The organism is Pseudomonas sp. Z5-35, assembly GCF_051131945.1.
GTDB classification, from domain to species: Bacteria; Pseudomonadota; Gammaproteobacteria; order Pseudomonadales; family Pseudomonadaceae; genus Aquipseudomonas; species Aquipseudomonas marvdashtae.
On record NZ_CP071640.1, the window covers coordinates 2763456 to 2789500 of the forward strand.

Below are 26045 nucleotides of genomic sequence, written 5' to 3' on the forward strand. Positions count from 1 at the left end.
AACCGGTCACGAACATCTCATGCAATAGCCGCCAGACAGGAGTTCAATCATGCAAGCGACACTGGAACACATGACCCTCTGGGGCCTGATCAGCGACGCGAGCCTGCTGGTCAAGGCCGTCATGCTCACGCTGCTGCTGGCCTCGCTGCTGAGCTGGTATCTGATCATCCAGCGCAGCGCTGTGCTGCAACGCAGTGAGCGTCAGTTCAACGGCTTCATCCAGCGTTTTCGCAGCAGCGCCGATTTGCTGCCGTTGTACCGCGAGACTGCCCAGGCGCGCGAAGAGGACGGCGGCGTCGCGCCGATTTTCCATGCCGGTTACCAAGCGTTCACCCAGCTGAACCTGCCTTCCGGTAACCCGGCGGTGGTGCTCGAAGGGGTCGAGCGTTCGCTGCACGTGGCGATCAGCGAGCAAGAGGTGCAGTTGGAAAAAGGCCTGCAGTTTCTCGCCACCGTCGGCTCCGTCAGTCCCTACATCGGCTTGTTCGGCACCGTCTGGGGGATCATGAACGCTTTCCTCGGCTTGTCCCAGGTTCAGCAGGCCAGCCTGTCCACCGTCGCGCCGGGTATCGCCGAAGCGCTGATTGCCACCGCCATCGGCCTGTTCGCGGCGATCCCGGCGGTGGTTGCCTATAACCGCTTCGCGGCTCGTGGGCAAACCTTGCTGACCCGCTACTACGCCTTTGGCAACGAGCTGCAAGCGCGTCTGCACCGCAAGCTCCACGGTGCCCCGCTGAACCTGGCCACGGCCGCTTGAGAGGAGAGGGCAGATGCTGATCAAGCCGCAACGCAAGCACGGGCCGAAGGCCGAAATGAATGTGGTGCCCTACATCGACGTGATGCTGGTGCTGCTGGTGATTTTCATGGTCACCGCCCCGATGCTGACCCAAGGCGTGAAAATCGAATTGCCCAAGATCGCCAGCGAAGCCTTGGCCAATGACAGTCGCCAGCAGATCCTGACCTTGTCGGTGAAGGCCGAAGGTGGCTATTACTGGAACCTGGGCGGCGAGCTGGACACCCATCACCAGACCGACAGCGCCGTCGACCTGGACCAGATGCGCGCCAAGGTGGCTCAGGTGATTGCACAGCGCAGCGACACCCAGGTGTATATCCGCGCCGATGACCACGCTGATTACGGCCGGGTTGTGGCAGCGATGGCGGCTTTGCAGCAGGGCGGGGTGAGCAACCTGGGGTTGGTGACCGAGGCACCGCGATGACGGCCATGACATTTGACCGGGCTTCCCTGGGTCTTGCACTGATGCCCGGCCCCGGGCTCTGGCGGAACACGCTGGCGGCGGGGTTCGCCGTGGCGCTGCACGCGGCGGTGGCGGCCTTGCTGATATTGGGATGGACGCTGGAAAAACCGCAGGTCGAGACGCCTCGGGTATTGCGCACGCAACTGGTCATGCTGCCCCCGGCACCCGTGCCGGAAGCGCCCGCGCCAGCGCTCGTCCAGGAAACACGCGTGGCGCCAGAGCCGACGCCGGCACCGCTTGAAACACCGGGCCCCGCGCCGGCCAAGCCGACGGTTGACCCACGGATCCAGGCTCAGAAGTTGGAGCAGGCCGCCCTTGCGCGCAAACGGCTAGAGGCGCAAAAGCATGAGCAACAGGCTCAACAGCAACGCGAACGCCAGCAAAGCGAGCAGCGCCAGCAGGAAGCCGAGCAACAAGCTGCCGAACACCAACGCCAGGCGCAAGCGGCGCAGGCGCTGGCCCAGCAACGTCGCGCCGAGCAGGCCCGCGCGGCGGCGGCCGACAGTCGCAGCTATCTGCCCTTGAGCAAGGAAGCGCCGGACTACCCGCAACGGGCCCTGGACAAAGGCCTCGAGGGCGATTGCACCGTGGAATACAGCGTGACCCCGGACGGGCGCATCGATAACCCGAAGGTGCTCGACGGCTGCCACCCGCTGTTCATCCGGCCGTCATTGGCCGCCGCCCAGACCTTTCGCTACCAGCCGCGAATCGTCGATGGCAAGGCCGTCACGGTGCCAGCGGTGCGCAACACCTTTCACTTCCGGATCAAATAACCACACTCACCTGGGGCGTGTACCTGGATCCCCATCAGGGGTGTTTCCGGAAGGATTGGCGTCAGCGGTGGGTCGATGCTGGCGCAACAGTTCGATTTGCTGGGAAGGGACCAGGGTTCGCAACGCCTTGTAGAGCGCTCGGGTTTCCAACAGGTTCCAGACGCGCAACATGGTTTCCAGCGCGTCGAGGGGCTTGCTGATGAAATCCCGCGCGCCGAGTGCCAAGGCCCGTAACCGCGTGTCGCGGGTGGCGTCGGCGGTCAGGACCAGGATCGGCAGGTAATCGTTGGCCGGAATGCGCCGGTTGAGCTGCTCCAGCACGGCAAAGCCGTCAAAGGCCGGCATGTGCAGGTCGAGGATGACCAGGTCCGGCTCGAAACTGTTGAACAGGTCCAGCGTGCGCAGGGGTTCGGTGCTGCTCAGTACGTTGTGCAGCCCTTCACGGGCCAGCAATTGCTCCATCAGCTCCAGGTTGGGGCGCTGATCGTCGATGATCAGGATGCGCAAATCGTGGTTCATGCAGGCTCCGGTAAATAACGTTCGAGATGGCCCAGGAAGGCCTGGATATGAATAGGCTTGGTCAGGATCGCCGTGGCTCCGGCATCTTCCAACGCACGGTGGGCCAGGGCGCTGGTGTCGGCGGTGATCATCAACACTGGCGTGGACGCGGTGGCTGGGGACTGGCGCAGGCGGCGCAAGACTTCCAGGCCTTCGAGGTCGGGTAAGGTCACGTCCAGCAGGATCAGTTGCGGCGCATGCTGGCGAGCCAGGTCCAGGCCCATCTGGCCTTGCATGCTCGACAACAATTGGATGCCCGGGCGGCGCTGCATCAGGGTCTCGATCAAGGCGAGGCTCGACAGGTTGTCTTCGATGCACAGGACTTTGCCGTCGAACTCGGTGCGCGGGCGCGTCACTTCCAGCGCCACCCTGGGCGGCAGGTTGGAACCGCTGACATGGGCACTGGGCAACCGCAGCGTGAAACAGCAGCCGTGTCCCGGTTCGCTGCGCACTTGGAGGCTGCCCTGCATCATTTCCAGCAGGCTCTTGCTCAGGGACAGGCCGAGGCCGGTGCCCTCGACCTGGGGATCCGCGCCCAGGCGTTCGAAGGGCTTGAACAGTTTGCCCAACAGTTCCGGGGCAATACCATGCCCGGTGTCGCTGATGGCAACGTTCACCGCTGTGCCCTCGACGACGACTTCAATGCGCACCTCGCCGCCCGGCTTATTGTACTTGATGGCATTGGACAGCAAGTTGAGCAGCACTTGGACCAGGCGCTGGCGGTCGGCAAGCACGCCGCTGCCCTCCGGCAATGGCGCAAGTCCGGCCAAGTGGATACCCGCGTCGGCGGCCATGGGCGAAACCAGCGTCAAGGCTTCATGGAGCACAGCCGGTAGCGCGATCGGTTCGATGTTCAGCGGCAGCCGGCCGGCCTCGATCCGGGCGATGTCGAGGACCTCGTTGATCAACGCCAACAAGTGCTGGCCGGCGCGCAGGATGTGGCTGACCTGCGGCCGCTGGCCGGCGATGGAGTCCATGTCCAGCAATTGCGCGAAGCCAAGGATGGAATTCAGCGGGGTGCGCAATTCATGGCTCATGCGCGATAGAAACTCGCTCTTGGCGCGACTGGCGCTTTCCGCTTCTTCACGGGCGGTGCGCAGGGCGATCTCGGCGGTACGCCGGTCGGTGATGTCCCGGGTAATCTTGGAAAAGCCGCGCAAGGCGCCAGTGCCGTCATACTGCGCGGTGATGACCACGCTGGCCCAGAAGCGGCTGCCATCCTTGCGACAACGCCAGCCTTCTTCCATGTAATGGCCGTCGCGTGTGGCCTTGCGCAGGGCCATGTCCGGGTGCTCGGGACACTCTTCTGCCAGGTAGAACAGTGAAAAGTGCCGGCCGAGCACTTCCTGTTCGGTGTAGCCCTTGATCCGCTCGGCGCCAGCGTTCCAGGTGATCACGTGGCCCTTTGCGTCCAGGGCGAAAATCCCATAGTCCTTCACGCCATCGATGATCAGCCGCAGGCGTTCCTCGTTGTCGCGCAAGGCGCGCTCGCGCTCGGCCAGCAACTGCCCGGCTTCCACCAGGCGGGTGCCAAGCTGGCCGATTTCGTCCCGCTCCGGCGGTTGTGGCAACAAGGGTTGACCCAACGCCAGGCGCTGGGCGTTGCCCTGTACTTGCTGGACCCGGGCAACGATGCCCTTGGACAGGAACAACACGGCCACAACCGCACCGAACAATCCACACACCGCCGCCAGCAGCGTGGCGAACAACAGCCGCATGCGCGTGGCCGAGGCGGCGGCGCTGCGGTCGGCGAGCAGGGCATCTTCGCGAATGCGCATGGCGCTGATCTGTTCGCGCAATACATCCAGTACCTGTTTGTTCTCTATCAGGATCGCCGTAATGGCGGCGGTGTCGTCGGACTTGCCGGTGCGCAGGGCAAGCAGCCCCTGGAGTTTCTCGCCGATCAGCGGCGTGATGGTCTCGAGGTGCTCGCGCATCCTGGCGTCGCGGATGTTGTGATCCAGCCGCTGCAACGCGGCCTGGATCTTCGGCGTGGCCTGTTCATAGCCGGGCAGGAAGTCTTCGCGCCGGGTCAACAGGTAACCGCGCACGCTGGCCGCGGCTTCGGCCAGCAAGGTATGCACGGCCTGGATATCACCCTGGACCAGCAGGACCCGGCGAACGTCTTCCTCGGCGCGGGCGGTCTGGCGTTCGGTGATGTAGATCAGCACCAGCGACAGCAGCAGGACCACCAGCGGCAGCGAGATCACCACCAGTGCCTTGCCACGCAACGGCAGGTCGGCCCAACGGCGGGCAGTGAGAAACCTCATGGCCATTGTCCGCAGGGTTGGGCGACCAGCCCCAGGGCGACACCGCGCACCGCTGCCTGGGTGCGGTCGGCGGCGCCGAGCTTGCCGATGACTCGCTCGACGTGGGCTTTCGCCGTACCGGGTGCGATGCCGAGCTTCTCGCCGATCTCGCGATTGCTGAAACCACTGGCGACCAGCCCCAGCACCTGGCGTTCACGGGGCGTCAGGGCCTGGACGTGGGTGGTGCCGTTGGCGCCGCGCTCGGCCATGCGCCGCAAGAGCCGGGCGCTGACTGAGCTGTTGAGCGCTTCCTCGCCCTGGGCGACCCGTTTCAAGGCATCGAGCATTTCGGCACGGCTGGCATCCTTGAGCAGATAGCCAACGGCACCGGCGCTGATGGCCGCTTCGAGGTGATCGGGGCTGTCGTCCATCGTGAAGATGATCACTTTGATCTGCGGCTGACGTTGCCGCAGGATCCGCGCCGCACCAAGACCATTGAGCACCGGCATGCGGATGTCGAGAATGGCAATGTCCGGTTGCAGCCGTTCGCACAAATCCAGCGCCTCCTGACCGTCGCTGGCCTGGCCGACGACTTCGAACCCTTCGATGCCGGCCAGCATCGAGACGAATCCAGTGCGGGTGACTTCGTGATCGTCGGCCAACAGCAGGCGCAAGGGACGGTTCATGATTGGGCTCCTTGGGCTGGCAGCGGCACGCTGGCCAACAATCGAGTGCCGCCGCCGGGTTCGCTGCAACAGCTCAGTTGGCCGCCGAGCAGACTGGCGCGTTCCTGCATGGCCGCCAGCCCGAGGTGAGAGGTGCCCTGGGTCTCGACAGGTGTTTCCAGGGCAAACCCCCGACCATCGTCCTCGACCCGCAGCGAGACGTGATCGTCGCGCACCGCCAATCCCAGGACAACATGGCTCGCCTGGGCATGCTTGAGAATATTGTTGATGCCTTCCTGGGCAATGCGGAACAGCGCGATCTCGGCGTTCGGCGACAGGCGTGCCGCACTGTGCTCGGCCCACTCCACCTCCAGGCCAGCATCGCGCAGGCGATCGGCCTCCTTGTCGACGGCGGTAAACAAGCCGAAATCATCCAGCACATGGGGACGCAGGCCACCGATCAGCTGTCGACTTTCTCCGACGCAGCCTTGCGCCAAAGCCAGGATGGCTTGCAGCGCTTCGTCCAGCGCCGGCGGCAGAGGCGGACAGCGGCCGGCAAACCCTTGCAGGCGCTGGTGCAGTCCGGCCAGGTTCTGCGCCAAGCCATCGTGCAGGTCATATGCGACACGTTTGCGTTCGTCTTCCTGGGCGCTGAACAACCGATGGACCAGCTCGGACATGGTCCGCTCCCGGGCCTGGAGGGTCTGGAGCAGCCGGCTGTTCTCCAAGTGCGCCGCCAAGAGCGTTGCGAGCAATTGCAGTGATTCGATGTCTTCGGCGTCGGGCGCGCCCAGCGGCACGCTGTTGCCCAGCAGCAGCGCGCCGAACACCGCGCCATCGGCACCGCGCAGCGGGATTCGCAAGACTTGCGGCAACGCGCTGCCCGGGCAATCGAGCCATTGCGGGCTGGGCGAGGGCGGATGAGCCAGGTTGGCGAGTACGTCCAGGCCATCGCTGCCGCCATGGCTGGCGACTGTCTGCAACGGCGTATCCGGCGTCCACTCCAGCAGCAGGCCGTGGTCCATGGCGACGAACGCGCACGCGCGTTGCACCGCACGCTGGCGCATTTGCGCCAGTGGCAGCCGGGTCAGTTCATGCCCGGTGCCCAGCAACAGGCCCAGGCGTGCCGCCCGGCTTTGCGATTGGCGGTACTGGCTGCGGATCGCCAGGGCACTGCCAGGGTCATGGGGTGGGCTTTGCATGGGGAAACTCCAGCGTGGAAAGGAACCGGCCCGGTTCGTGATGGGCTCATTAGACCTTGTGATCGACACCGGGCCTATCCGCCGAACGGCATAGGCGATTGGCACCGGTTGGCCGATGGCGAGCACAGCGAACGCCGGCAAAGTGGGCTCATTGAAACCCAAAGGAACGCAACGATGAAAATGAAAACCTGTGCCCTGACTGCTTTTTTCCTGCTGGCTGCGCCATTTGTCCATGCCGCGGAGACTGCGCCCTTCGTCTATCGCACCGTGGCCGAGCAGCCGCAGAACGTGAATGACCGCGAAATCGCTGGGCTGTTCGACCGTTGGAACGCCGCGTTACAAACCGGCAGCGCCACCGCGGTGACCGGCCTTTACGCCCCGGATGCGATTTTGCAACCGACCGTGTCGAACAAGGTGCGCAGCACGCCGGCGCAGATCCAGGACTACTTCGACCACTTCCTGGCGGCCAAGCCTGTCGGCGTGATCAATTACCGGGAGATCCGTCACCTGGGGCCAGACGCGGCGATGGACAGCGGCGTCTACACGTTCACGCTGACCCAGGCCGATGGCACCCAGCGAGAAGTCCAGGCGCGCTATACCTTCCTCTATGAGCGTCTCGATGGCCAGTGGAAGATCATCAACCATCATTCCTCGGCCATGCCCGAAGTGCCCAAGACGCTGCATGCCAGTCACTAAAGTGGCTGGTTCCACCCGACGTGTTCGACATCGAGCCATTAAACCCTTGGATTAGCCTGCGGATATTAATTAGAATCAGTCTCATTTAAGACATTCTTGCCCAGGGCCTCTTCACATGCTTGATGCAGCTAAGCCGGCGGAGCACGCCCTTCATGCGTTATACCGTGACCACGGCGGTTGGCTCGAAGGTTGGCTGAGGCGGCGTCTGGGCAACGCCTGGGATGCGGCCGACCTGCGCCAGGATACGTTTTTGCGGGTATTGTCCAGCGCCCAACCCCTGGCCGACTTGCACGAACCACGTGCTTATCTGCTGACGGTGGGCAAGCGACTCCTGAGTAACTTCTACACCCGTCGCAACCTGGAACAGGCGTATCTCGACGCCTTGGCGAGCTTGCCTGAAGCCTGCGTCCCGTCCCCGGAGCAACGCTGGTTGCTGCTGGAAACCCTTCATGCACTCGATGAACTGCTCGACGGCCTGCCGCCCTTGGTGCGGCGGGCTTTTTTATGGAGCCAGCTCGAAGGGCTTGGCTATCGGGAAATCGCCGAGCGCTTGCAGGTGTCCGAGCGCACCATCAAGCGCTACATGGCCCTGGCCTATGAGCATTGCTTGTTGGTGGAGTTTTGATTCGCCAGGCACCGTCGCCCCAAGCCCGTGAAATCGCCCGGGCGGCGGCCCGCTGGTTGGCGAAGATCGAATCGGGCGAGGAGGGGGTCGATCACGCTGCGCTGCAACGCTGGCGCGAAAGCGACGCCGAGCACGAAGCCGCCTGGCAAAAAGCCCAGCGCTTGCGCCAACGATTCACCGAGGTTCCGCCTTCGCTGGGCATGGCAACGCTTGATCGTCCCGCGTTGGCACGCCGCGCCGTGCTCAAGCGCGCCTTGGGCGTCGCCGCGGTGATGCCCGCCGCCTGGTTGCTGGGACGCCAATTGCCATTGGACGCCTGGCGTGCCGACCTGCACACCGCCACCGGCGAGCAGCGTCGCTGGACGTTGGCCGATGGCAGCGCCTTGCAACTGAACACCGACAGCGCCGTGGACCTCGACCTTCGTGCACGTCGCCTGGTGCTGGTACGCGGCGAAATCGCCCTCAAGGTTTCCGGCGCCCAGCCAATGGCGGTACTAGCTCCGTACGGTGTCATCACAGTCAACCGAGGCGAAGCCTGTATCCGTCTGGATGAGTCGACCTGCCAAGTGTCGGTCCTCAGCGGTTCAGTCCAAGTGCAGCCATCGCACGGGCCAACGCTGGGGCTGGAGCAAGGCCAGCGGGTCCATGTCCAAGCCGCCGGCGTGGGCCCGATCAGCGGTTTCGACGTCGTGCAAATGGGCTGGCGTGACGGGGTACTGACGGCACAGAACCAGCCGCTGGGCGACTTCCTTCGAGAGCTGGACCGTTATCGCCCGGGCGTGTTGCGCTGGGACCAGGACCTGGAAGCGCTTCGGGTCACCGGCAGTTTCCGTCTGGAAAACACCGATCGAATCCTCGCGCTGCTTTCGGCCAGCTTGCCCTTGGAAGTGCACATGCGCACTCGCTACTGGGTCACCGTGACCCGGCGCAAAAATATCGCCTGATGCCTGTCCCCTTTTTTTGTCTCGCTTGTCATCCATGGCAACTGAACAAAAACGAGAGCGCTCTTCAATGTCCGCAGTACTCACTCCGCAGTTGCGCCTGGCCATGGCTGGCCGGCGTCCGTTGTTGAACCTGGGCCTCATGCTGAGCCTGAGCGCCAGTCCATTTTTCAGCTCTTCCAGTCTGGCCGAAGACAACGCCCGGCGCAGCTATCAGGTGCCGGCCGGCAGCCTCAGCGCCGCGCTGACCCGCTTCGCCGGGCTGGCCGGGGTCAATCTCTCTGTGGACCCGGCCTTGGTGAGCGGTCGCGACAGCACCGGGTTGGCTGGCGAGTATGGCGTGGAGGAGGGCTTTGCCCGCTTGCTGCAAGGTTCCGGGCTGCAACTGCAACCGGTCGGTGAGCAAGCGTATACGCTCACGCCGGCGCCGGAGGGCAGTAGCCTGCAATTGGCGCCGACTTCGATTCTTGGCGCCACCGATGCGGCGCGAGGCGAGCCGTACGCAGGCGGGCAAGTGGCGCGTCGCGGTTCCCAGGGTTTGCTCGGTTCGCGAGACTTCATGGAAACGCCGTTCAGCATGACCACCTACACCGGCGAGACGGTCAAGAACCTGCAAGCGCGGACCTTGGGCGATCTGGTCGCCAGCGATCCCTCGGTGCGCGCCACCAACCCGGCGGGTGGCCGCTATGAGCAATTCACCATCCGCGGGTTGAGCCTGTTCAACAGTGACGTTGCCTATAACGGTCTCTACGGCGTGCTGCCGACCTACACGATCGACATGGAAATGGCCGATCGCGTCGACATCCTCAAAGGCCCGACCCAATTGATCAACGGCATCTCGCCGCGCGGCAGCATCGGCGGCGGGATCAACGTGGTGCCCAAGCGCGCCACCGACAAGCCCATCACCTCCGTCACGGGCAGCTACGCCTCCGACAGCCAACCCGGCGCGGCCGTGGACGTCGGCCGACGGTTTGGCGAGGACAACCAGTTCGGTGTACGTTTCAACGGTGTGAAACAGTCCGGCGACACGGATTGGGACCACCAGAGCGTCGACCGCCAGATGGCCGTGCTGGGCCTGGACTTTCGCGGCGAACGCCTGCGACTCTCGACGGACATCGGGCACACCGAACGAGATACCGACGCGCCACAGGAACGCGTCCAGGTGGCCGCCACCGCGCCGGTTCCCCGTGCCAGTGATGTCAGTCGCAACTATGCGCAGCACTGGACCAAGGCGCTCACCGAGGACACCTTCGGCGCGGTGAACGCCGAATACGATGTCAACGATTCGGTCATGCTCTACGGCGGTGCCGGGGCGCGCAAGAGCAACCATGACTTCCTGCGGCACAACGTGGTGGTCAGCAATGCCGCTGGCGATTTCACCGTATCGCCCCGTGATTTCACCCGGGACGAAAACGTCCGCACGGCCAACGCCGGGGTGCGCAACTGGTTCCAGACCGGCCCGGTGAGCCATGAACTCAACCTGGCCGCCAGCTACTTCTACATGGACTTTGAAAACGGCGGCGCCCGCTACGCCAATGGCCGCAGCAACCTCTACGACCCGGTACCGACACCAACGCCGAACATCCCTACGCGCCCGGATGCCAAGGCCTACACCGAGAACCATTTCAGCGGCGTGGCGCTGTCCGACACCTTGGGTTTCTTCGAGGACCGGCTGCTGCTGACCCTCGGCGCACGCTGGCAACGCGTGGAGGTCGACGACTGGTCCGACGGCGTCAAAGGCCGTACGGCCTACGATGAAGAAAAAGTCTCGCCGTCAGGCGGGATTCTGTTCAAGGCCACCGACAAGCTGTCGCTCTATGCCAACTACATGGAAGGCCTGAGCCAAGGCAAGATCGCGCCGACGTCTGCCGACAACAGCGATGAAATATTCCCGCCGTTCATCAGCCGCCAGGTCGAGATTGGCGCCAAGTACGACGCCGGAGCGCTGGCGATCACCGCCGCGGTGTTTCGAATCAAGCAGCCGGCCTACGCGACCGACGCCACGACGAACGACTTCGGCCCGAACGGCAAGCGCGAAAACACCGGTGCTGAATTGAGTGTGTTCGGTGAGCCCATCAAAGGCGTGCGACTGCTGGGTGGGGTGATGTACATCGACAGCAAGTTGACCGATACCACCAACCCCGCTTTCGATGGCAACCGGGCACCGGCCACGCCGCAATACAACGTCAATCTCGGGGCTGAGTGGGACGTGCCGACGGTGCAGGGTTTGACCTTGACCAGTCGGGGTATTTATTCCAGCTCGCAGTATCTGGATCCTTCCAATACCAAGGAGATTGATTCCTGGGAGCGTTTTGACGTGGGGGCGCGTTATGCCTTCAAGGTGGATGACAAGCGCATTACCTTGCGGGCCAATGTCGAGAATGTGGCGGATAAGCGATATTGGAGTTCGGCGGGGGCTTCGGATGACAGTGAGCCTGGGTTGACGTTGGCTACGCCGCGGACTTATCTGGTTTCGGCTACTGTGGATTTTTAGGTTTTTTGGTGTGTATATCCGTTGCTGCGGTGATGGCTGATTATAGTTTCGCTTCGCGTGTATATCCATTTCTTCAGTAACGGCTGGTAATGGTTTCGCTTTTACAGCGAGTCACTTTCGAAAGGCGCGAAAGTAACCAAAGCGCCCATGCCCCACCACTTGGTGCCTCGCTTAGGCTCGGCATGCCTGAACGAAGGCATGGCTCCGTGGGCCGCCGCGAAGGGCCATCCATGGCCCAGCGCGGCTAACCCGGCATCCATGCCGGGTTGCCCACTGCGCCATACCTTCGTTCAGCCAGCGTGGTTAACGGGGCGCCGAGATCAACGTCCGCCGCGAGGCGGCCTTAGGGCCGACCTGTTTCATGGGGTACGCGTTTCTTCTGTGGCAACTAGTCTTGTTGGCGAAGGCGGTGTTCAATGGAAGACATGCACGCGGGTTTGCCTCTTCCAAATTCATGTAAAGATCGGGCTTGCGATCACGGTGGTTCAATCAGATATGCTCCGTCATCGCCCGAGCAACCTCATTCCATCAGGATGAATGCGGTCATCAAGGAAACAGGCCGGCTCTAAGGCCGCCTCGCGGTGGACGTTGATCTTGGGCGCCCCGTTAACCACGCTGGCTGAACGAAGGTGTTGTGGAGTGGGTACCTCGGCATGGATGCCGAGGTAGCCGCGCTGGACCATGGATGGTCCTTCGCGGCGGGCCCACGGAGCAATGCCTTCGTTCAGGCATGCCGAGCCTAGGCGAGGCACCAAGTGGTGGGGCAAAAGCGTTTGGGTTACTTTTGCGCTTCTCAAAAGTGACTCGCTGTAAAAGCGAAACCATTAGCAGCCGTTACCGAAAAAATGGATATTCACGCAAAAAAAAGCCCAACCTCAACCACCACCAAACAAATCACGCGAATCCAACAACCGCCAGGCAATCTCAGGCCGCTTCTCCAGCCCTCGACGAATCGCCGCCGGAATCGACTGGCGAATCTTGCGGCACAGCCCAGGCTGCTCATCAAACTCGATCGCAATACCCCGCATGGTCCGCACCTCGTTAAAACCAGGCTCAATGGTCAAACGCACCCCCAGATTCTCAAACAACCGCTGCTGCAACCGCTCCAGCTCATCCAGGCTCTCGATATTCTCCAACCGCTCAAGCAGCCGTTTCTCTTCCTGGCGATTCAGGCAAAGGATGCGCAAATCGCTGCCCGGCGTTTGCAGCAACGCATCACGCCCACAATCACAGACGCCAGGCGGGCAGGGGGGACGGATGGGTATCGACGCGGTCATGGGCTCCACAAGATCTGCAACACAACAAAATCGTCTTTGGCATAGGGGTGTTCCACGCAATGTGATGCTTGGCGCCGCGCCGGTCAACCCTCCCGCGAGGCCACTTGTCCGCACCTCGGCAGGCCCCGCTCGTCAGTTTCGTCAGGATCCGATCAAATTTTTCAGCGCCAGGCGGGCTCAAGAAGACAGACACGTCGCGGCCCGCTTCGTCAGGCGGCCGCGCCCGATAAAAAGGAGACCTCATTCGATGCAACCCAATCCGACCACCTTAGCGCTGCTGGAAGAACTGCTGATGGCCCGCGGGCCTGGCGGGCAAGAGCAGGAAGTGCGTGATATCTGTCTGCGCGAGCTCAAGCCGCACTGCGACGAAACCTGGGTCGATCCGGCCGGCAATGTCGTCGGCCTGATCAAGGGAGCCCGTCCGACTGCCAGGTCCAATTCGCCAATCAGGATCATGGCGCATCTGGATGAGATCGCCATGCTGGTCAAACGCATCGAGCCCGACGGCACCTTGCGGGTGGTGGCGCTGGGCGGTGCCAATCCGATCAATTTCGGGGTGTGCCCGGTGGACATTCTTGGCGACCGGGATTTCATTCCTGGCGTGCTGTCGTTCGGGTCGATGCACAGCACGGGCGAAACCCACCAGGGCGCGGATGTGCTGTCGGGCAACGTCAATTGGGGCGACGTCCATGTCATCACCCGTTGTTCCAGTGAGCAATTGCAGGCGCACGGGGTGCGTCCCGGGACGCGGGTGGTGTTGAGCCAGCATTGGCGCCGGCCATTTCGGGTTGGCGATGCCCTGGCCGCGCATTTCCTCGATGACCGCGCGCCCATGGTTGCCTCCATCCAGGCAGCCACGTTATTGGCCGCGCGTCGTGAAGAGCTGGCGGGCGACGTGTATTTCGTCTTCACGACGCAGGAAGAAGAGTCCAATGCCGGCGCGCTCTACGCTGCCAGCCATTTGCCTGGGGATGTCACGGTGGCGGTTGAGGTTGGGCCGGTGGTCGCGGAGTACGCGACTCGCCTGAGCGTCGATCCGATCATCAACACAGGCGATCAGAACGGCTGTTACAACCGCGATGTCGTCGATCAGTTGTACCAGGCCGGCAAACGCTGCGGACTCACGCCGCAGTTCGCGCTGCTGGTGGATTTTGCCAGCGACGCCAGTGCAATCATGAGCAGCGGGATTTCAGCCCAGGGCGGTTGTATTGCGATTCCGACCGAGAACACCCACGGTTATGAACTGATCGTGGACGGCAGTATCGAGGCCTGCGCGGCGACGTTGCTGGAGTTTCTGCTCAATCGCGCAGGTGGCTGACACGCCACCGAGCTGAGCGTGGGAGCACGGTTTGCTCCCACGTTTCAGGCCTTATAACCCCAGCTCGGACAACCCTGGATGATCGTCCGGGCGACGTCCCAGCGGCCAGCGGAACTTGCGCTCGCTTTCCTCGATCGGCAAGTCGTTGATGCAGGCGTAGCGGTTGGCCATCAAGCCGTTCTCGTCGAATTCCCAGTTTTCATTGCCATAGGAGCGGAACCAGTTGCCCGAGTCGTCGTGCCATTCATAGGCATAACGCACGGCGATGCGGTTGTCCGTGAACGCCCAGAGTTCCTTGATGAGTCGGTAATCCAATTCCTTGGCCCATTTTCGGTTCAGGAAAGCCTTGGCTTCTTCGCGGCTGTGGACGAACTCGGCGCGGTTACGCCATTGCGTGTCGAGGGTGTAGGCCAGCGAAACCTTTTGCGGATCGCGAGAGTTCCAGCCGTCCTCGGCCAGGCGAACTTTTTCAGCGGCCGTTTCGCGGGTGAAGGGCGGCAGGGGCGGGCGAGCTTCAGCAGAGGACGACATGGCTTATCTCCAATAAGGAATGATGAGTTGCACTACTGTTTATAAAGCGTGTTTTTACAGCGTAGTTTTTACGGCGGTCCTACGAACGAATCCTGCGGATACGCGTGTCGCTTATTGTCCAGCCAGCAAGGTTCTCAGGACGTCCTGCGCTTGATCGGCGGCGTCGTGATCGCCCATGACCAAGGCTAGGGTGATGGCGCCGTCGATCAGGATCAGCACCTGCCGGGCCAGTACCTGCGGCTGTTCGACGCCGTGGTCAACGCACAGGCGGGTGACGTAGTCGAGCAGCTTCTGCTTATGCAGCTTCGCCACTTGGCGGACCGGGTCCTGCGGATCGCCGGTTTCGCCGCTGGTGTTGATGAATGCGCAGCCGCGAAAGCCTTCGCTGGCGAACCAACCCTTGAGTACCGCAAACAGATTGAGCAACCGTGCAGCCGGCGTCGGCGCCTTGTCCACCTCGCTGCTGAACCAATGCATCCAGCGTTCGTCACGGCGCTTGAGGGCCGCGACCACCAGGTCCTCCTTGTTGGCGAAGTAGCGGTAGATGCTTTTCCTGGAGACGCCGGCGGTTTTCACCAGCAGATCCATGCCAGTGGCCGCGATGCCACTTCTGTAGATCAGCTTTTCGGTGACGTCGAGGATGATGTCTCGGGTTTCATTGCCAGTGATTTTGTTCATGCGGCCAACAGTAGAACGATCGTTCTTCATGGTCAAATATTTTTTCGTCGGCACGGGGAGGCCCAAACCCTCGCATCATGGTGTAAGCTCATCGGTTCTTCGGATTCGACCTTTTGCGAGCCCTATGCCGTCGCTTTTCAAACGCTCCCTGCTGCCCAAGCTGCGCAGCTTTGCACTCACCGCCGAGGCCGTGACCATCCTTGATGGTGCCGCCGAATTCCGCCGTTGCCTGCTGGAAAAAATCGCCCAGGCCACCCAGCGCATCTACATCGTGGCGCTGTATCTGCAACAGGATGAGGCCGGCCAGGAAATCCTCGATGCCTTGCATGCCGCCAAAGCCGCGCGTCCCGGGCTGGAGGTGGTCGTGGTGGTGGACTGGCTGCGTGCCCAGCGCGGCCTGATCGGCGCCAAGAAACAGCCGGGCAATTCGGCGTGGTATCAGCAACAGACCCGTAGCCACGCCAGTGAAGTGCCGATCTACGGCGTACCGGTGCAGACCCGCGAATTGTTTGGCGTGTTGCACTTGAAAGGCTTCGTGATCGACGATTGCGTGCTCTATAGCGGCGCGAGCCTGAACAACGTCTACCTGCACAAATTCGACAAATACCGCTACGACCGCTACCACCTGCTGCACAACACTGCGCTGGCCGATTCGATGCATCACCTGGTGCAACACGGCCTGATCACCTCCAAGGCCGTGCATCGCCTCGACCTGCCGAACCTGCCCAGCACCCGCAGCTTGCGCAACGACATCGGCGACCTGCGCAGTCGCCTCAAATACGCGACGTACGACACCACGGCCGGCAGCCTCGATAAGAATGGCCTGTCGGTCAGCCCGCTGCTGGGCGTCGGCAAGAACAACCCGCTGAGTCGGGTGATTGGCGAGCTGATCGACAGCAGCCGTCGGCAACTGACGATTTGCACGCCTTACTTCAATCTGCCGTTGGCCGTGACTCGGGAAATCAATCGTGCGCTGGCTCGCGGAGTGCGGATCGATATCATCGTCGGCGACAAGAGCGCCAACGATTTCTATATTCCGCCCAGCGAGCCGTTCAAGATCATCGCGGCGTTGCCTTATTTGTACGAAATCAGCCTGCGCCGCTTCGCCAAGCGCCACCAGCGCTACATCGACAGCGGCCAGTTGAACCTGCATCTGTGGCGTGACGGCGACAATACCTACCACCTCAAGGGCATGTGGGTCGACGAGCGCTACACCTTGCTCACCGGCAACAATCTCAACCCGCGGGCCTTTCGCCTGGACCTGGAAAATGCCCTGTTGCTTGACGACCCCAAGGGCGAATTGCTCGGGCCGCGACAGACTGAGCTGGAACAGATCTATCGGCACACCCGCCGGATCGAAAGCTACCTGGACCTGGAAACCCTGCCGGACTATCCGGCGGCGGTGGGCAAGTTCCTCAAGCGCGTCAGCCGGGTGCGAATAGAGCGTCTGCTTTACCGGATTCTGTGACCGTCCGCGCCATGCTGGAAAAAGACACCATTTCCATCCACTTGGTGCGCGAGGCGCTGCTGCAAAGCTGTGCCCCCGGCGTGGCGACCGACGAGGTGCTGCGTAAGGTGGGCATCGACCCGGCATTGCTCAACGATGCCCAGGCGCGAGTCCCGGCCCACGCCTATGCGCAGCTCTGGCGTTTGCTGGCCAGGCGTCTGGACGACGAATTCTTCGGCATGGACCCGCGCAAGCTCAAGTCCGGCAGCCTGGCCTTCCTGTGCCAGTGCACCATGGCCCAGCCAACGCTGGCGGCCGGGCTGACCGCGGGGCTGGGTTTTCTGTCGCTGATGCTCGAACACCTGCCGGCCCAGTGGGTCCGCCAGCAAAGCCTGGCGGAAATCGTCCTGCTGGAAGACGAGCAGGACCCGCGCCGGGCGTTTACCTACTTCACTTATTGGATGATTGTCCATGGCGTGGCCTGCTGGCTGGCCGGGCGACGCATTCCGATCCTGTCCGTCGAGTTGCGCTGCCCGGCGCCGGATTTCTGCGACGACTACCGTGTCATGTTCTCCCAGAACCTGCGCTTCGACCGGCCCCGCACTCGGATGATCTTCGCCGCCGACTGCCTGGACCTGCCCATTCGCCGCAGCCCCGAGGAACTCAAGCGCTTCCTGGCTCGAGCGCCGGCGAACATCCTGGTCAAATACCGCGACCCGCAAAGCCTCTCCAGCCGCATCCGCCATGACCTGCGCCAGTTGCCTGCCGAACAGTGGCCGGAAACCGAGGCTTTGGCCCAGCAGTTGTGCGTTTCCGCCTCAACCCTGCGCCGACGCCTGGCGGAGGAGGGGCAAACGTACCAAGGCATCAAGGACAGCGTACGCAAGGAGTTGGCAATCGCCTGGCTGGCCGAGCCTGCTATCAGCTTCGTCGAAATCGCCTCGCGCCTGGGGTTTGCCGATGCCAGTTCGTTCTACAAGGCGTTTCGCAAATGGTCCGGGTCCAATCCAGGGCACTATCGCACGTTGATTCTCAACGACCTCAGCTGACCCAGTCCTGTGTTGACAGCCCTGCTGCCAACCGTTCCCCGACACCATGGCCAAACCAGTCAAGCAATTTGATGGCTTTGACCATTGCCGCCCAGGCCCTTCGGCGCGAGTATTTCCCTGCTATTCACGGCTCCCCCAACCAATAAAAAGTACAGAGGGATTCTGGTCATGCGCGATTACTCGTCCGCCACCTCGCAGTTCGATTACCTGCACACCGTCAATGCCGCCTTGCACGGCTCGCTCGAAGCGCTCAATGCCTGCGTCGAATGTTGCGATCGCCACGCGTTGCCGGGGCGCATCGCCTTGTTCTGGGAGGGCCGTGACGGCAGCGACGCGACCTGGACTTACCGCGACCTGCAGGACAACGCCGCGCGTTTCGCCAACTTCCTTCGAGCCCAAGGTGTGGGCAAGGGCGACAAGGTCGCCGGCTTGTTGCCGCGCAATGCGGAACTGTTGATCGTGGTGCTCGCCACCTGGCGTATCGGCGCGGTGTACCAGCCGCTGTTCACCGCCTTCGGCCCCAAGGCCATCGAGCACCGACTGACCAGCTCGGGCGCGCGGGTGGTGGTGACCGACGCCAGCAATCGGCCCAAGCTCAATGAGGTTGCCGACTGCCCGACCCTCGTCACGGTCGGCGGCGACAAGGGCCAGGGCATTGTTCGCGGCGACTTTAGTTTCTGGGCCGAACTGGCCAACCACTCAAACCAGTGCGAACCGTTGATGCTGACCGGCGAGGATCCGTTCCTGCTGATGTTCACCTCCGGCACCACGGGGCCGGCCAAGGCGCTGTCGGTGCCGCTCAAGGCCATCGTCGCGTTTCAGAACTACATGCGTGACGCCGTGGATCTGCGGCCCGAAGACGCGTTCTGGAACGTCGCCGACCCGGGCTGGGCCTATGGCATTTATTTCGGGGTGACCGGGCCACTGGCGATGGGACATCCGATTACGTTCTACGACGGTCCGTTCACCCTGGAAAGCACCTGCCGAATCATCAACAAGTACGGCATCACCAATCTGGCCGGCTCGCCTACGGCTTATCGCCTGCTGATCGCCAGCGGCGAGCAGTTCGCCCGGTCGATCAAGGGCAAGCTGCGCATCGTCAGCAGCGCCGGTGAGCCGCTGAATCCGGAGGTGATCCGATGGTTCGCCGCCAACCTGAACGTGGTCATTCACGATCATTACGGCCAGACCGAATTGGGCATGGTCCTGTGCAATCACCATGGCCTGGAGCATCCGGTGCACCTCGGCGCTGCCGGTTTTGCCTCGCCGGGCCATCGGATCGTGGTGCTGGACGAAAACCACCGGGAATTGGGCGTTGCCCAGCCAGGCATTCTCGCGGTCGACCGCAGCCAGTCGCCCATGTGCTGGTTCGCCGGGTATGAAGGCGGACCGACCAAGGCCTTCGTCGGCGATTACTACCTGAGTGGCGATACCGTAGAACTCAATCCCGACGGCAGCATCAGCTTCGTGGGGCGCAGCGATGATGTGATTACCACCTCCGGTTACCGCGTCGGTCCGTTCGACGTCGAAAGCGCCCTGATCGAACACCCGGCAGTAGTGGAAGCCGCAGTCATCGGCAAGCCCGACCCTGAACGCACCGAACTGGTTAAAGCTTTCGTGGTGCTCAGCGCCCAATACCGCGCCGCGCCGGAGCTGGCCGAGGAGTTGCGCCAGCACGTGCGCAAGCGCCTGGCGGCCCATGCCTATCCCCGTGAAATTGAATTTGTCAGCGATTTGCCGAAGACCCCCAGCGGCAAATTACAGCGCTTTATCTTGCGCAACCAGGAGATCGCCAAAGCTCTAGGGGCTTCGGCGAAGAACGTTTCAGCTTGAATCCAAGGAAACCATGATGCAGATCGACAAGAAGATTTTCCTCGTTAGCGGCGGTGCATCCGGCCTCGGCGCGGCCACCGGTGAAATGCTGGTCAACGCCGGCGCCAAGGTCATGCTGGTAGACCTCAACGCCGAGGCCGTGGCCGCCCAGGCGCGAAAGCTCGGTTGCCGCAGCGTGGTCGCGGACATCAGCAACGAAGCCGCGGCTGAAGCGGCGGTCAAGGCCACGGTCGATGCGTACGGTGGACTGAATGGCCTGGTGAACTGCGCCGGTATCGTGCGCGGCGAGAAGATCCTCGGCAAGAATGGCCCGCATGCCCTGGCCAGCTTCAGCCAGGTGATCAACGTCAACCTGATCGGCAGCTTCAACCTGCTGCGCCTGGCGGCGGCGGTCATTGCCGAGACCGAGGCCAGCGCCGACGGCGAGCGCGGAGTGATCATCAATACCGCGTCGGTGGCCGCTTTTGACGGTCAGATTGGCCAAGCCGCCTACGCGGCATCCAAGGGCGCGATTGCCAGCCTGACCTTGCCCGCCGCTCGCGAACTGGCACGCTTCGGCATCCGCGTGATGACCATTGCCCCCGGCATTTTCGAGACCCCGATGATGGCCGGCATGACCCCGCAGGTGCGCGATTCCCTGGCCGCCGGCGTGCCGTTCCCGCCGCGCCTGGGCAAACCCGCCGAGTACGCGGCGCTGGTCCGGCATATCATTGAAAACAGCATGCTCAACGGCGAGGTGATCCGTCTCGACGGCGCCTTGCGCATGGCCGCCAAGTAGGAGGATTAGTCATGTCCAACGATCCGATTGTCATTGTCAGCGCCGTCCGCACCCCCATGGGCGGTTTCCAGGGCGAGCTGAAAAGCCTCACCGCGCCACAACTGGGTTCCGCCGCGATCAAGGCCGCCGTGGAGCGAGCCGGCATTTCGCCGGAGGCGGTTGAAGAAGTGCTGTTCGGTTGCGTGCTCGCCGCGGGGCAGGGCCAGGCACCGGCACGCCAGGCGGCACTGGGCGCTGGGCTCGACAAATCGACCCGTTGCACCACGCTCAACAAGATGTGCGGTTCGGGCATGGAAGCGGCGATTCTCGCCCATGACATGCTCGTCGCCGGCAGCGCCGACGTCGTGATCGCCGGCGGCATGGAGAGCATGTCCAACGCCCCGTACCTGCTGGACCGCGCCCGCAGCGGCCTGCGCATGGGCCACGGCAAGGTGCTCGACCATATGTTCCTCGACGGCCTCGAAGACGCCTATGACAAGGGCCGTCTGATGGGCACCTTCGCCGAAGACTGCGCCGAAACCAATGGCTACAGCCGCGAAGCCCAGGATGCCTTTGCCATCGCGTCCACCACCCGCGCCCAGCAGGCGATCAAGGACGGCAGCTTCGACGCCGAAATCGTGCCGGTGCAAGTCATGGTCGGCAAGGAGCAGGTCACCGTGCGCCACGACGAGCAGCCGCCCAAGGCGCGGATCGACAAGATCGCCACGCTCAAGCCGGCCTTTCGCGAAGGCGGCAGCGTGACGGCAGCCAACGCCAGCTCGATTTCCGACGGCGCCGCCGCGCTGGTGCTGATGCGCCAGAGCCAGGCGCAACAGCGCGGCTTGACGCCGCTGGCGGTCATTCATGGGCATGCGGCGTTTGCCGATGCCCCAGGCTTGTTTCCGACCGCGCCGATTGGTGCGGTGAAGAAATTGATGGGCAAGACTGGCTGGTCGCTGGACGAGGTCGACCTGTTCGAGGTCAACGAAGCTTTCGCCGTGGTGGGGCTGGTGACCATGGACAAGCTGGAAATTCCCCATGACAAGGTCAACATCCACGGCGGCGCCTGCGCGTTGGGCCACCCGATCGGCGCGTCCGGCGCGCGAATCCTCGTGACCCTGTTGTCGGCCCTGCGCCAGAAAGGCTTCAAGCGCGGCGTCGCGGCCATCTGCATCGGCGGCGGCGAAGCCACGGCCATGGCCGTCGAATGCCTGTACTAAGGAACCACCATGCTTGCGACTGAAGAACAAATCCAAATCCGCGACATGGCTCGGCAGTTCGCCCAGGAGCGGCTGAAACCGTTCTCGGCCGAATGGGACCGCGAACACCGTTTCCCCCGGGAAGCCATTGCTGAAATGGCCGAGCTGGGCTTTTTCGGCATGTTGGTGCCGGAACAGTGGGGCGGCTGTGACACTGGTTACCTGGCCTATGCGATGACCCTGGAAGAAATCGCCGCCGGCGACGGTGCCTGCTCGACCATCATGAGCGTGCATAACTCGGTGGGTTGCGTGCCGATTCTCAAGTTCGGCACCGATGAGCAAAAGCAAAGATTCCTCACGCCCCTGGCCAGCGGCGCGATGCTCGGCGCCTTCGCCCTGACCGAGCCCCAGGCTGGCTCGGATGCCAGCAGCCTGAAGACTCGGGCGCGGTTGGAGGGGGACCATTACGTGCTCAACGGTTGCAAACAATTCATCACCTCCGGGCAGAACGCCGGGGTGGTGATGGTATTTGCGGTGACCGACCCGAGCGCCGGCAAGCGCGGCATCAGCGCCTTCATCGTGCCCACCAATTCACCGGGCTACAGCGTGGCGCGGGTCGAGGACAAACTCGGCCAGCACGCCTCCGACACCTGCCAGATCCTGTTCGAGGACGTGAAGGTGCCAGTGGGCAATCGGCTCGGGGAGGAGGGTGAGGGCTACAAGATCGCCCTGGCGAACCTGGAAGGCGGGCGGGTCGGCATCGCCGCGCAGTCGGTGGGCATGGCCCGGGCCGCGTTCGAAGCCGCTCGCGACTATGCGCGCGAACGGCAAAGCTTCGGCAAGCCGATCATCGAGCACCAGGCCGTGGCGTTCCGCCTGGCCGACATGGCGACCCAGATCGCCGTGGCGCGGCAGATGGTCCACTATGCCGCCGCGCTGCGCGACGACGGTCAGCCGGCGCTGGTGGAAGCGTCCATGGCCAAGCTCTTCGCTTCGGAAATGGCCGAGAAGGTCTGCTCCATGGCGTTGCAGACCCTCGGCGGTTACGGTTACCTCAACGACTTCCCGCTGGAGCGCATCTACCGCGACGTGCGGGTCTGCCAGATCTATGAAGGCACCAGCGACATCCAGCGCATGGTCATTTCGCGCAATCTTTGAACAGGAGTCACGCATGAATTACGAAACGATTCTATTGGAGATCAAGGACCGCGTCGGCCTGATCACCCTCAACCGTCCCCAGGCGCTGAACGCCCTGAATGCACAGATCGTCAGCGAGCTGAACCAGGCGTTGGACAGTCTGGAAGCCGACCCGAAGATCGGCTGCATCGTCCTGACCGGCTCGAAAAAAGCCTTCGCCGCCGGTGCCGACATCAAGGAAATGGCCGACCTGACCTACCCGCAGATCTACCTGGACGACCTGTTCAGCGACAGCGACCGCGTCGCCAACCGCCGCAAGCCGATCATTGCGGCCGTGAATGGTTTTGCCCTGGGCGGCGGCTGTGAGCTGGCATTGATGTGCGATTTCATCCTGGCCGGCGATAACGCCAAGTTCGGCCAGCCGGAAATCAACCTTGGCGTGTTGCCAGGCATGGGCGGCACCCAGCGCCTGACCCGTGCGGTGGGCAAGGCCAAGGCCATGGAAATGTGCCTGACCGGGCGCTTTATCGATGCGGTCGAAGCGGAGCGCTGCGGCATCGTCGCACGCATCGTACCGGCCGATGAGCTGCTCGACGATGCACTGAAAACCGCGGCGTTGATTGCGTCCAAATCCGTGCCCATCAGCATGATGGTCAAGGAGAGCGTCAACCGCGCCTTTGAAGTCAGCCTGTCGGAAGGCGTGCGTTTCGAACGCCGGGTATTTCACGCCGCATTTGCCACGCAGGATCAGAAGGAAGGCATGGCCGCGTTCGTGGCCAAGCGTGCCGCGGAGTTCCAGGACAAGTAAAATCAGGTCTACGGTGGGGCGGGGTTGCCCCCGTGGCGAGGGAGCTTGCTCCCGCTGGACTGCGCAGCAGGCCCCTGCGGTTCTTCAGGTGCACCGCATTGACCTATTTGCGACTGCTGCGCAGCCGAGCGGGAGCAAGCTCCCTCGCCACGGGAATTTGATTGCCTGCGCGATTGAACTCGCGAAAGCTTTACACCAGGTAGTGCTTGAGCTCTCGGGCAATGACCATCCGCTGGATCTCGCTCGAACCCTCGTAGATCTGGGTAATCCGTGCGTCGCGGTAGTAACGCTCCACCGGATAATCCTCGAGGTAGCCATACCCACCGTGGATTTGTATCGCCGAGGAGCAGACCTTTTCGGCCATCTCCGAGGCGAACAGCTTGGCCTGGGAGGCTTCCGACAGACAGGATTTGCCGGCGCTGCGCAGTCGCGCGGCGTGCAGAATCAGCAGTCGGGCGGCATTCAGGCGGGTGTGCATGTCGGCCAGCAGGTTGGCGATGCTCTGGTGCTCGATGATCGGCTTGTCGAACTGCACCCGGTCGCGCGAGTAGGCCAGGGCCGCCTCGAAGGCAGCTCGGGCGATGCCCAGGGCTTGGGCGGCGATGCCGATGCGACCGCCTTCGAGATTGGAGAGGGCGATGGCCAAGCCCTTACCCCGTGCGCCCAACAGGTTGGCCTCGGGGACGCTGCAGTTACTCAAGGTGACCGCGCAGGTGTCTGACGCGCGAATACCCATCTTGTGTTCGGTGCGATCAACGGTGAACCCCGGGGTGTCGGTCGGCACCAGGAACGCCGAGATGCCTTTCTTGCCCAGATCCGGGTCCGTCACGGCAAAGACTATCGCCAGTTTCGCCCGCTTGCCGTTGCTGACGAACTGCTTGGCGCCATTGATCACCCATTGGCCGTCGCGCAATTCGGCCCGCGTGCGCAGATTGTGCGCCTCGGAGCCGGCCTGGGGTTCGGTCAGGCAGAAGCAGCCAATCGCCTGGCCGCTAGCAAGGTCGGCCAACCAGGTCTGTTTCTGTTCGTCGGTGCCGAAATTCAGGACCGGGCCGCAGCCCACCGAATTGTGGATGCTCATCAGTGCGCCAGTCGCACCGTCGCCTGCGGAGATCTCTTCCACGGCCAAGGCATAGGCCACGTAATCGACATAGGTGCCGCCCCATTCTTCGGGCACCACCATGCCCAGCAGGCCCAGTTCACCCATCTTCGCCACCAGCCCATCGTCGATCCAGCCGGCTCTTTCCCAGGCCTGGGCGTGCGGCGCGATTTCGCCACGGGCAAAATCACGAGCCATGTCGCGGATCATCACTTGTTCTTCGGTCAGCTCAAGGTCATGCATGATTCAGTTCCCGTGGTAGTCGAAGCCGTCGAAGAAACTCGCCACATGATCGGCGTCCAGCGCCTCCAGGGTCGGCGGATTCCAGCGCGGATTCTTGTCTTTATCGATCAGCAAGGCGCGCACGCCTTCGATCAGGTCACCGCGCTCGAACCATTGGCGGTCCAGGTGCAGTTCCAGGGCAAAACAGTCTTCCAGGCTCAGGCGACGGCCGCGACGCAACATCTCCAGCGTCACCGCCATGGCCAAGGGAGAGCGGGTTTGCAGCAGTTCGGCGGTCTTCAAGGCCCATTCATGGCTGTTGGCGACCGTGACCTGGCGCAACTGCTCGACCATGCTGGGCACATCGGGCAGCGCGAAGAAATGATCGATGGCCGGCCGCAAGTCGGCCAGGGGCGGGGCAGGGAGCTGCTGCACCGCCAGCTTGGCCAGCAGGCTCTGCAAATCCTTGAGCGGTGCGTCGTGCCATTCCAGCCGATCGAGACGCTCGTCGAGCTGTTCGAGTTTGCGGCTGTCGAGATACCAGTCGGCCAGCCCACAGTACAACGCGTCGGCGGCACGGATCTGCACGCCGCTGACGCCCAGGTAGATGCCTAGCTCACCCGGGATGCGCGGGAGGAAATAACTGCCGCCCACGTCCGGGAAGTAACCAATGCCGACCTCGGGCATGCCCAGCCGGCTGCGTTCGGTCACCACTCGCAGGTCAGCGCCTTGCACCAGTCCCATGCCGCCGCCCAGCACAAAACCGTCCATCAGTGCGAGGATCGGCTTGCGGTAGTGATGGATCGTCAGGTCGAGGGCGTATTCCTCGACGAAGAAATCTTCATGCAGGGTGTCGCCCTGCTTGTGGCTGTCGTACAGCGAGCGGATATCGCCGCCCGCGCAAAACGCCTTGTCGCCGGCACCACGCAGCACCACGGCGCGGATCTGCGGATCGCTGGCCCAGCTATCGAGTTGTTCCTGCAAGCTGCGCACCATGCCCAGGGTGAGGGCATTGAGGCCGGCGGGGCGGTTCAGGGTCAAATGGCCGATGTGATTACGGACCTCGACCAGCACTTCGTAAGGTGCGGTTTCGATACCGTCCGCAGCTTGGGATGAAACCTGAACTGTCATCGCTAACTCCCTGCTTTTCTTTGTAAATTTAGTCGCGCGTATCGGGATCGTAACAGCGCAAATTTGCATTGCACAACCGGGATACATGCAGGTCCTTCCT

The 26045-nt window shown here is 62.9% G+C and carries 24 protein-coding genes; 15 read left to right on the forward strand and 9 right to left on the reverse strand.

Translation table 11 applies throughout. The features are described from left to right. Positions 1-49: 49 nt before the first annotated feature. Genes tolQ through J3P95_RS12720 form a run of 3 tightly spaced genes read left to right on the forward strand, consistent with a single transcriptional unit; the run spans position 50 to position 2029 of the window. Positions 50-757: a protein TolQ gene (tolQ, locus tag J3P95_RS12710; RefSeq protein WP_434576901.1), complete on the forward strand. Its 708-nt coding sequence runs from the start codon at positions 50-52 to the stop codon at positions 755-757. Between the two features lie 13 nt (positions 758-770). Then, positions 771-1217: a protein TolR gene (gene tolR / locus J3P95_RS12715; RefSeq protein WP_434563594.1), complete on the forward strand. Its 447-nt coding sequence runs from the start codon at positions 771-773 to the stop codon at positions 1215-1217. Beyond that, positions 1214-2029, forward strand: coding sequence for an energy transducer TonB (locus tag J3P95_RS12720; RefSeq protein ID WP_434576899.1), 816 nt, complete (start codon positions 1214-1216; stop codon positions 2027-2029). Before tolR ends, J3P95_RS12720 begins: the two co-directional genes overlap by 4 nt. A gap of 6 nt (positions 2030-2035) precedes the next feature. On the opposite strand, the gene J3P95_RS12725 is transcribed toward J3P95_RS12720, so the two are convergent. From J3P95_RS12725 to J3P95_RS12740, 4 genes are read right to left on the reverse strand one after another with little or no spacing between them, the layout of a single operon-like run. After that, positions 2036-2548, reverse strand: coding sequence for a response regulator (locus J3P95_RS12725; RefSeq protein ID WP_434576897.1), 513 nt, complete (start codon positions 2546-2548; stop codon positions 2036-2038). Then, positions 2545-4857, reverse strand: a complete 2313-nt coding sequence (locus tag J3P95_RS12730) for an ATP-binding protein (protein ID WP_434581135.1) — start codon at positions 4855-4857, stop codon at positions 2545-2547. The genes J3P95_RS12725 and J3P95_RS12730 overlap by 4 nt, the downstream gene beginning before the upstream one ends. After that, positions 4854-5522 carry a response regulator gene (locus J3P95_RS12735; RefSeq protein ID WP_434581133.1) on the reverse strand — a complete coding sequence of 223 codons (669 nt, stop codon included), beginning with the start codon at positions 5520-5522 and terminating at the stop codon, positions 4854-4856. The genes J3P95_RS12730 and J3P95_RS12735 overlap by 4 nt, the downstream gene beginning before the upstream one ends. Continuing rightward, positions 5519-6703, reverse strand: a complete 1185-nt coding sequence (locus J3P95_RS12740) for a sensor histidine kinase (RefSeq protein ID WP_434563604.1) — start codon at positions 6701-6703, stop codon at positions 5519-5521. Before J3P95_RS12740 ends, J3P95_RS12735 begins: the two co-directional genes overlap by 4 nt. 174 nt (positions 6704-6877) lie before the next feature. Here J3P95_RS12740 and J3P95_RS12745 point away from each other — a divergent pair, with 174 nt between their 5' ends. From J3P95_RS12745 to J3P95_RS12760, 4 genes are all read left to right on the forward strand, one after another. Further along, entirely contained in the window at positions 6878-7399 is a 522-nt protein-coding gene (locus J3P95_RS12745) for an SgcJ/EcaC family oxidoreductase (RefSeq protein ID WP_434563606.1), read from the forward strand. 115 nt (positions 7400-7514) lie between these two features. Further along, positions 7515-8024, forward strand: a complete 510-nt coding sequence (locus J3P95_RS12750; protein WP_434581130.1) for a sigma-70 family RNA polymerase sigma factor — start codon at positions 7515-7517, stop codon at positions 8022-8024. Then, entirely contained in the window at positions 8024-8968 is a 945-nt protein-coding gene (locus J3P95_RS12755) for a FecR domain-containing protein (RefSeq protein ID WP_434581216.1), read from the forward strand. The genes J3P95_RS12750 and J3P95_RS12755 overlap by 1 nt, the downstream gene beginning before the upstream one ends. A 67-nt stretch (positions 8969-9035) precedes the next feature. Further along, positions 9036-11459 carry a TonB-dependent siderophore receptor gene (locus J3P95_RS12760; protein WP_434581128.1) on the forward strand — a complete coding sequence of 808 codons (2424 nt, stop codon included), beginning with the start codon at positions 9036-9038 and terminating at the stop codon, positions 11457-11459. A gap of 875 nt (positions 11460-12334) precedes the next feature. Here the strand turns inward: J3P95_RS12760 and J3P95_RS12765 are convergent. Next, complete coding sequence (locus tag J3P95_RS12765) at positions 12335-12736, reverse strand: hypothetical protein (RefSeq protein WP_434563612.1); 402 nt, start codon at positions 12734-12736, stop codon at positions 12335-12337. A gap of 247 nt (positions 12737-12983) precedes the next feature. On the opposite strand from J3P95_RS12765, the gene J3P95_RS12770 reads away from it, so the two are divergent. Continuing rightward, positions 12984-14054: a M42 family peptidase gene (locus J3P95_RS12770; RefSeq protein ID WP_434581126.1), complete on the forward strand. Its 1071-nt coding sequence runs from the start codon at positions 12984-12986 to the stop codon at positions 14052-14054. A gap of 51 nt (positions 14055-14105) precedes the next feature. On the opposite strand, the gene J3P95_RS12775 is transcribed toward J3P95_RS12770, so the two are convergent. Together J3P95_RS12775 and J3P95_RS12780 are read right to left on the reverse strand one after the other, a co-directional pair. After that, complete coding sequence (locus tag J3P95_RS12775; protein WP_434563616.1) at positions 14106-14585, reverse strand: DUF1348 family protein; 480 nt, start codon at positions 14583-14585, stop codon at positions 14106-14108. 111 nt (positions 14586-14696) lie between these two features. After that, positions 14697-15263 carry a TetR/AcrR family transcriptional regulator gene (locus tag J3P95_RS12780; protein ID WP_434581124.1) on the reverse strand — a complete coding sequence of 189 codons (567 nt, stop codon included), beginning with the start codon at positions 15261-15263 and terminating at the stop codon, positions 14697-14699. 124 nt (positions 15264-15387) lie between these two features. Here J3P95_RS12780 and pssA point away from each other — a divergent pair, with 124 nt between their 5' ends. The 7 genes from pssA to J3P95_RS12815 all read left to right on the forward strand — a co-directional run bounded on the left by pssA (position 15388) and on the right by J3P95_RS12815 (position 23493). Continuing rightward, positions 15388-16731 (forward strand): CDP-diacylglycerol--serine O-phosphatidyltransferase, encoded by a 1344-nt coding sequence (gene pssA, locus J3P95_RS12785; RefSeq protein WP_434563620.1) that lies wholly within the window; start codon positions 15388-15390, stop codon positions 16729-16731. Positions 16732-16742: 11 nt separating this feature from the next. Beyond that, entirely contained in the window at positions 16743-17759 is a 1017-nt protein-coding gene (locus tag J3P95_RS12790) for an AraC family transcriptional regulator (RefSeq protein ID WP_434581214.1), read from the forward strand. A gap of 168 nt (positions 17760-17927) precedes the next feature. Next, positions 17928-19592 carry an AMP-binding protein gene (locus J3P95_RS12795; RefSeq protein ID WP_434581121.1) on the forward strand — a complete coding sequence of 555 codons (1665 nt, stop codon included), beginning with the start codon at positions 17928-17930 and terminating at the stop codon, positions 19590-19592. A 16-nt stretch (positions 19593-19608) separates the two neighbouring features. Continuing rightward, a complete protein-coding gene (locus J3P95_RS12800; RefSeq protein WP_434581119.1) occupies positions 19609-20370 on the forward strand; it encodes an SDR family NAD(P)-dependent oxidoreductase in 762 nt (253 codons plus the stop codon). A gap of 11 nt (positions 20371-20381) precedes the next feature. Next, positions 20382-21569: an acetyl-CoA C-acyltransferase gene (locus J3P95_RS12805; protein ID WP_434581117.1), complete on the forward strand. Its 1188-nt coding sequence runs from the start codon at positions 20382-20384 to the stop codon at positions 21567-21569. 9 nt (positions 21570-21578) lie between these two features. After that, positions 21579-22706 carry an acyl-CoA dehydrogenase gene (locus tag J3P95_RS12810; RefSeq protein ID WP_434581115.1) on the forward strand — a complete coding sequence of 376 codons (1128 nt, stop codon included), beginning with the start codon at positions 21579-21581 and terminating at the stop codon, positions 22704-22706. Positions 22707-22719: 13 nt separating this feature from the next. Beyond that, positions 22720-23493, forward strand: a complete 774-nt coding sequence (locus J3P95_RS12815) for an enoyl-CoA hydratase (RefSeq protein WP_434581114.1) — start codon at positions 22720-22722, stop codon at positions 23491-23493. Positions 23494-23683: 190 nt separating this feature from the next. On the opposite strand, the gene J3P95_RS12820 is transcribed toward J3P95_RS12815, so the two are convergent. Next, entirely contained in the window at positions 23684-24835 is a 1152-nt protein-coding gene (locus J3P95_RS12820) for an acyl-CoA dehydrogenase family protein (protein WP_434581112.1), read from the reverse strand. Positions 24836-24838: 3 nt separating this feature from the next. Then, on the reverse strand, positions 24839-25945 hold the full coding sequence (locus tag J3P95_RS12825) for an enoyl-CoA hydratase/isomerase family protein (RefSeq protein WP_434581110.1): 1107 nt from the start codon (positions 25943-25945) through the stop codon (positions 24839-24841). Positions 25946-26045: the final 100 nt, after the last annotated feature.

Bases quoted from the DNA above. Each gene is read 5' to 3' on its own strand.
- tolQ (WP_434576901.1), top strand. From the start codon at position 50: ATGCAAGCGACACTGGAACACATGACCCTCTGGGGCCTGATCAGCGAC.
- tolR (WP_434563594.1), top strand. From the start codon at position 771: ATGCTGATCAAGCCGCAACGCAAGCACGGGCCGAAGGCCGAAATGAAT.
- J3P95_RS12720 (WP_434576899.1), top strand. From the start codon at position 1,214: ATGACGGCCATGACATTTGACCGGGCTTCCCTGGGTCTTGCACTGATG.
- J3P95_RS12725 (WP_434576897.1), bottom strand. From the start codon at position 2,548: ATGAACCACGATTTGCGCATCCTGATCATCGACGATCAGCGCCCCAAC.
- J3P95_RS12730 (WP_434581135.1), bottom strand. From the start codon at position 4,857: ATGAGGTTTCTCACTGCCCGCCGTTGGGCCGACCTGCCGTTGCGTGGC.
- J3P95_RS12735 (WP_434581133.1), bottom strand. From the start codon at position 5,522: ATGAACCGTCCCTTGCGCCTGCTGTTGGCCGACGATCACGAAGTCACC.
- J3P95_RS12740 (WP_434563604.1), bottom strand. From the start codon at position 6,703: ATGCAAAGCCCACCCCATGACCCTGGCAGTGCCCTGGCGATCCGCAGC.
- J3P95_RS12745 (WP_434563606.1), top strand. From the start codon at position 6,878: ATGAAAATGAAAACCTGTGCCCTGACTGCTTTTTTCCTGCTGGCTGCG.
- J3P95_RS12750 (WP_434581130.1), top strand. From the start codon at position 7,515: ATGCTTGATGCAGCTAAGCCGGCGGAGCACGCCCTTCATGCGTTATAC.
- J3P95_RS12760 (WP_434581128.1), top strand. From the start codon at position 9,036: ATGTCCGCAGTACTCACTCCGCAGTTGCGCCTGGCCATGGCTGGCCGG.
- J3P95_RS12765 (WP_434563612.1), bottom strand. From the start codon at position 12,736: ATGACCGCGTCGATACCCATCCGTCCCCCCTGCCCGCCTGGCGTCTGT.
- J3P95_RS12770 (WP_434581126.1), top strand. From the start codon at position 12,984: ATGCAACCCAATCCGACCACCTTAGCGCTGCTGGAAGAACTGCTGATG.
- J3P95_RS12775 (WP_434563616.1), bottom strand. From the start codon at position 14,585: ATGTCGTCCTCTGCTGAAGCTCGCCCGCCCCTGCCGCCCTTCACCCGC.
- J3P95_RS12780 (WP_434581124.1), bottom strand. From the start codon at position 15,263: ATGAACAAAATCACTGGCAATGAAACCCGAGACATCATCCTCGACGTC.
- pssA (WP_434563620.1), top strand. From the start codon at position 15,388: ATGCCGTCGCTTTTCAAACGCTCCCTGCTGCCCAAGCTGCGCAGCTTT.
- J3P95_RS12790 (WP_434581214.1), top strand. From the start codon at position 16,743: ATGCTGGAAAAAGACACCATTTCCATCCACTTGGTGCGCGAGGCGCTG.
- J3P95_RS12795 (WP_434581121.1), top strand. From the start codon at position 17,928: ATGCGCGATTACTCGTCCGCCACCTCGCAGTTCGATTACCTGCACACC.
- J3P95_RS12800 (WP_434581119.1), top strand. From the start codon at position 19,609: ATGCAGATCGACAAGAAGATTTTCCTCGTTAGCGGCGGTGCATCCGGC.
- J3P95_RS12805 (WP_434581117.1), top strand. From the start codon at position 20,382: ATGTCCAACGATCCGATTGTCATTGTCAGCGCCGTCCGCACCCCCATG.
- J3P95_RS12810 (WP_434581115.1), top strand. From the start codon at position 21,579: ATGCTTGCGACTGAAGAACAAATCCAAATCCGCGACATGGCTCGGCAG.
- J3P95_RS12815 (WP_434581114.1), top strand. From the start codon at position 22,720: ATGAATTACGAAACGATTCTATTGGAGATCAAGGACCGCGTCGGCCTG.
- J3P95_RS12820 (WP_434581112.1), bottom strand. From the start codon at position 24,835: ATGCATGACCTTGAGCTGACCGAAGAACAAGTGATGATCCGCGACATG.
- J3P95_RS12825 (WP_434581110.1), bottom strand. From the start codon at position 25,945: ATGACAGTTCAGGTTTCATCCCAAGCTGCGGACGGTATCGAAACCGCA.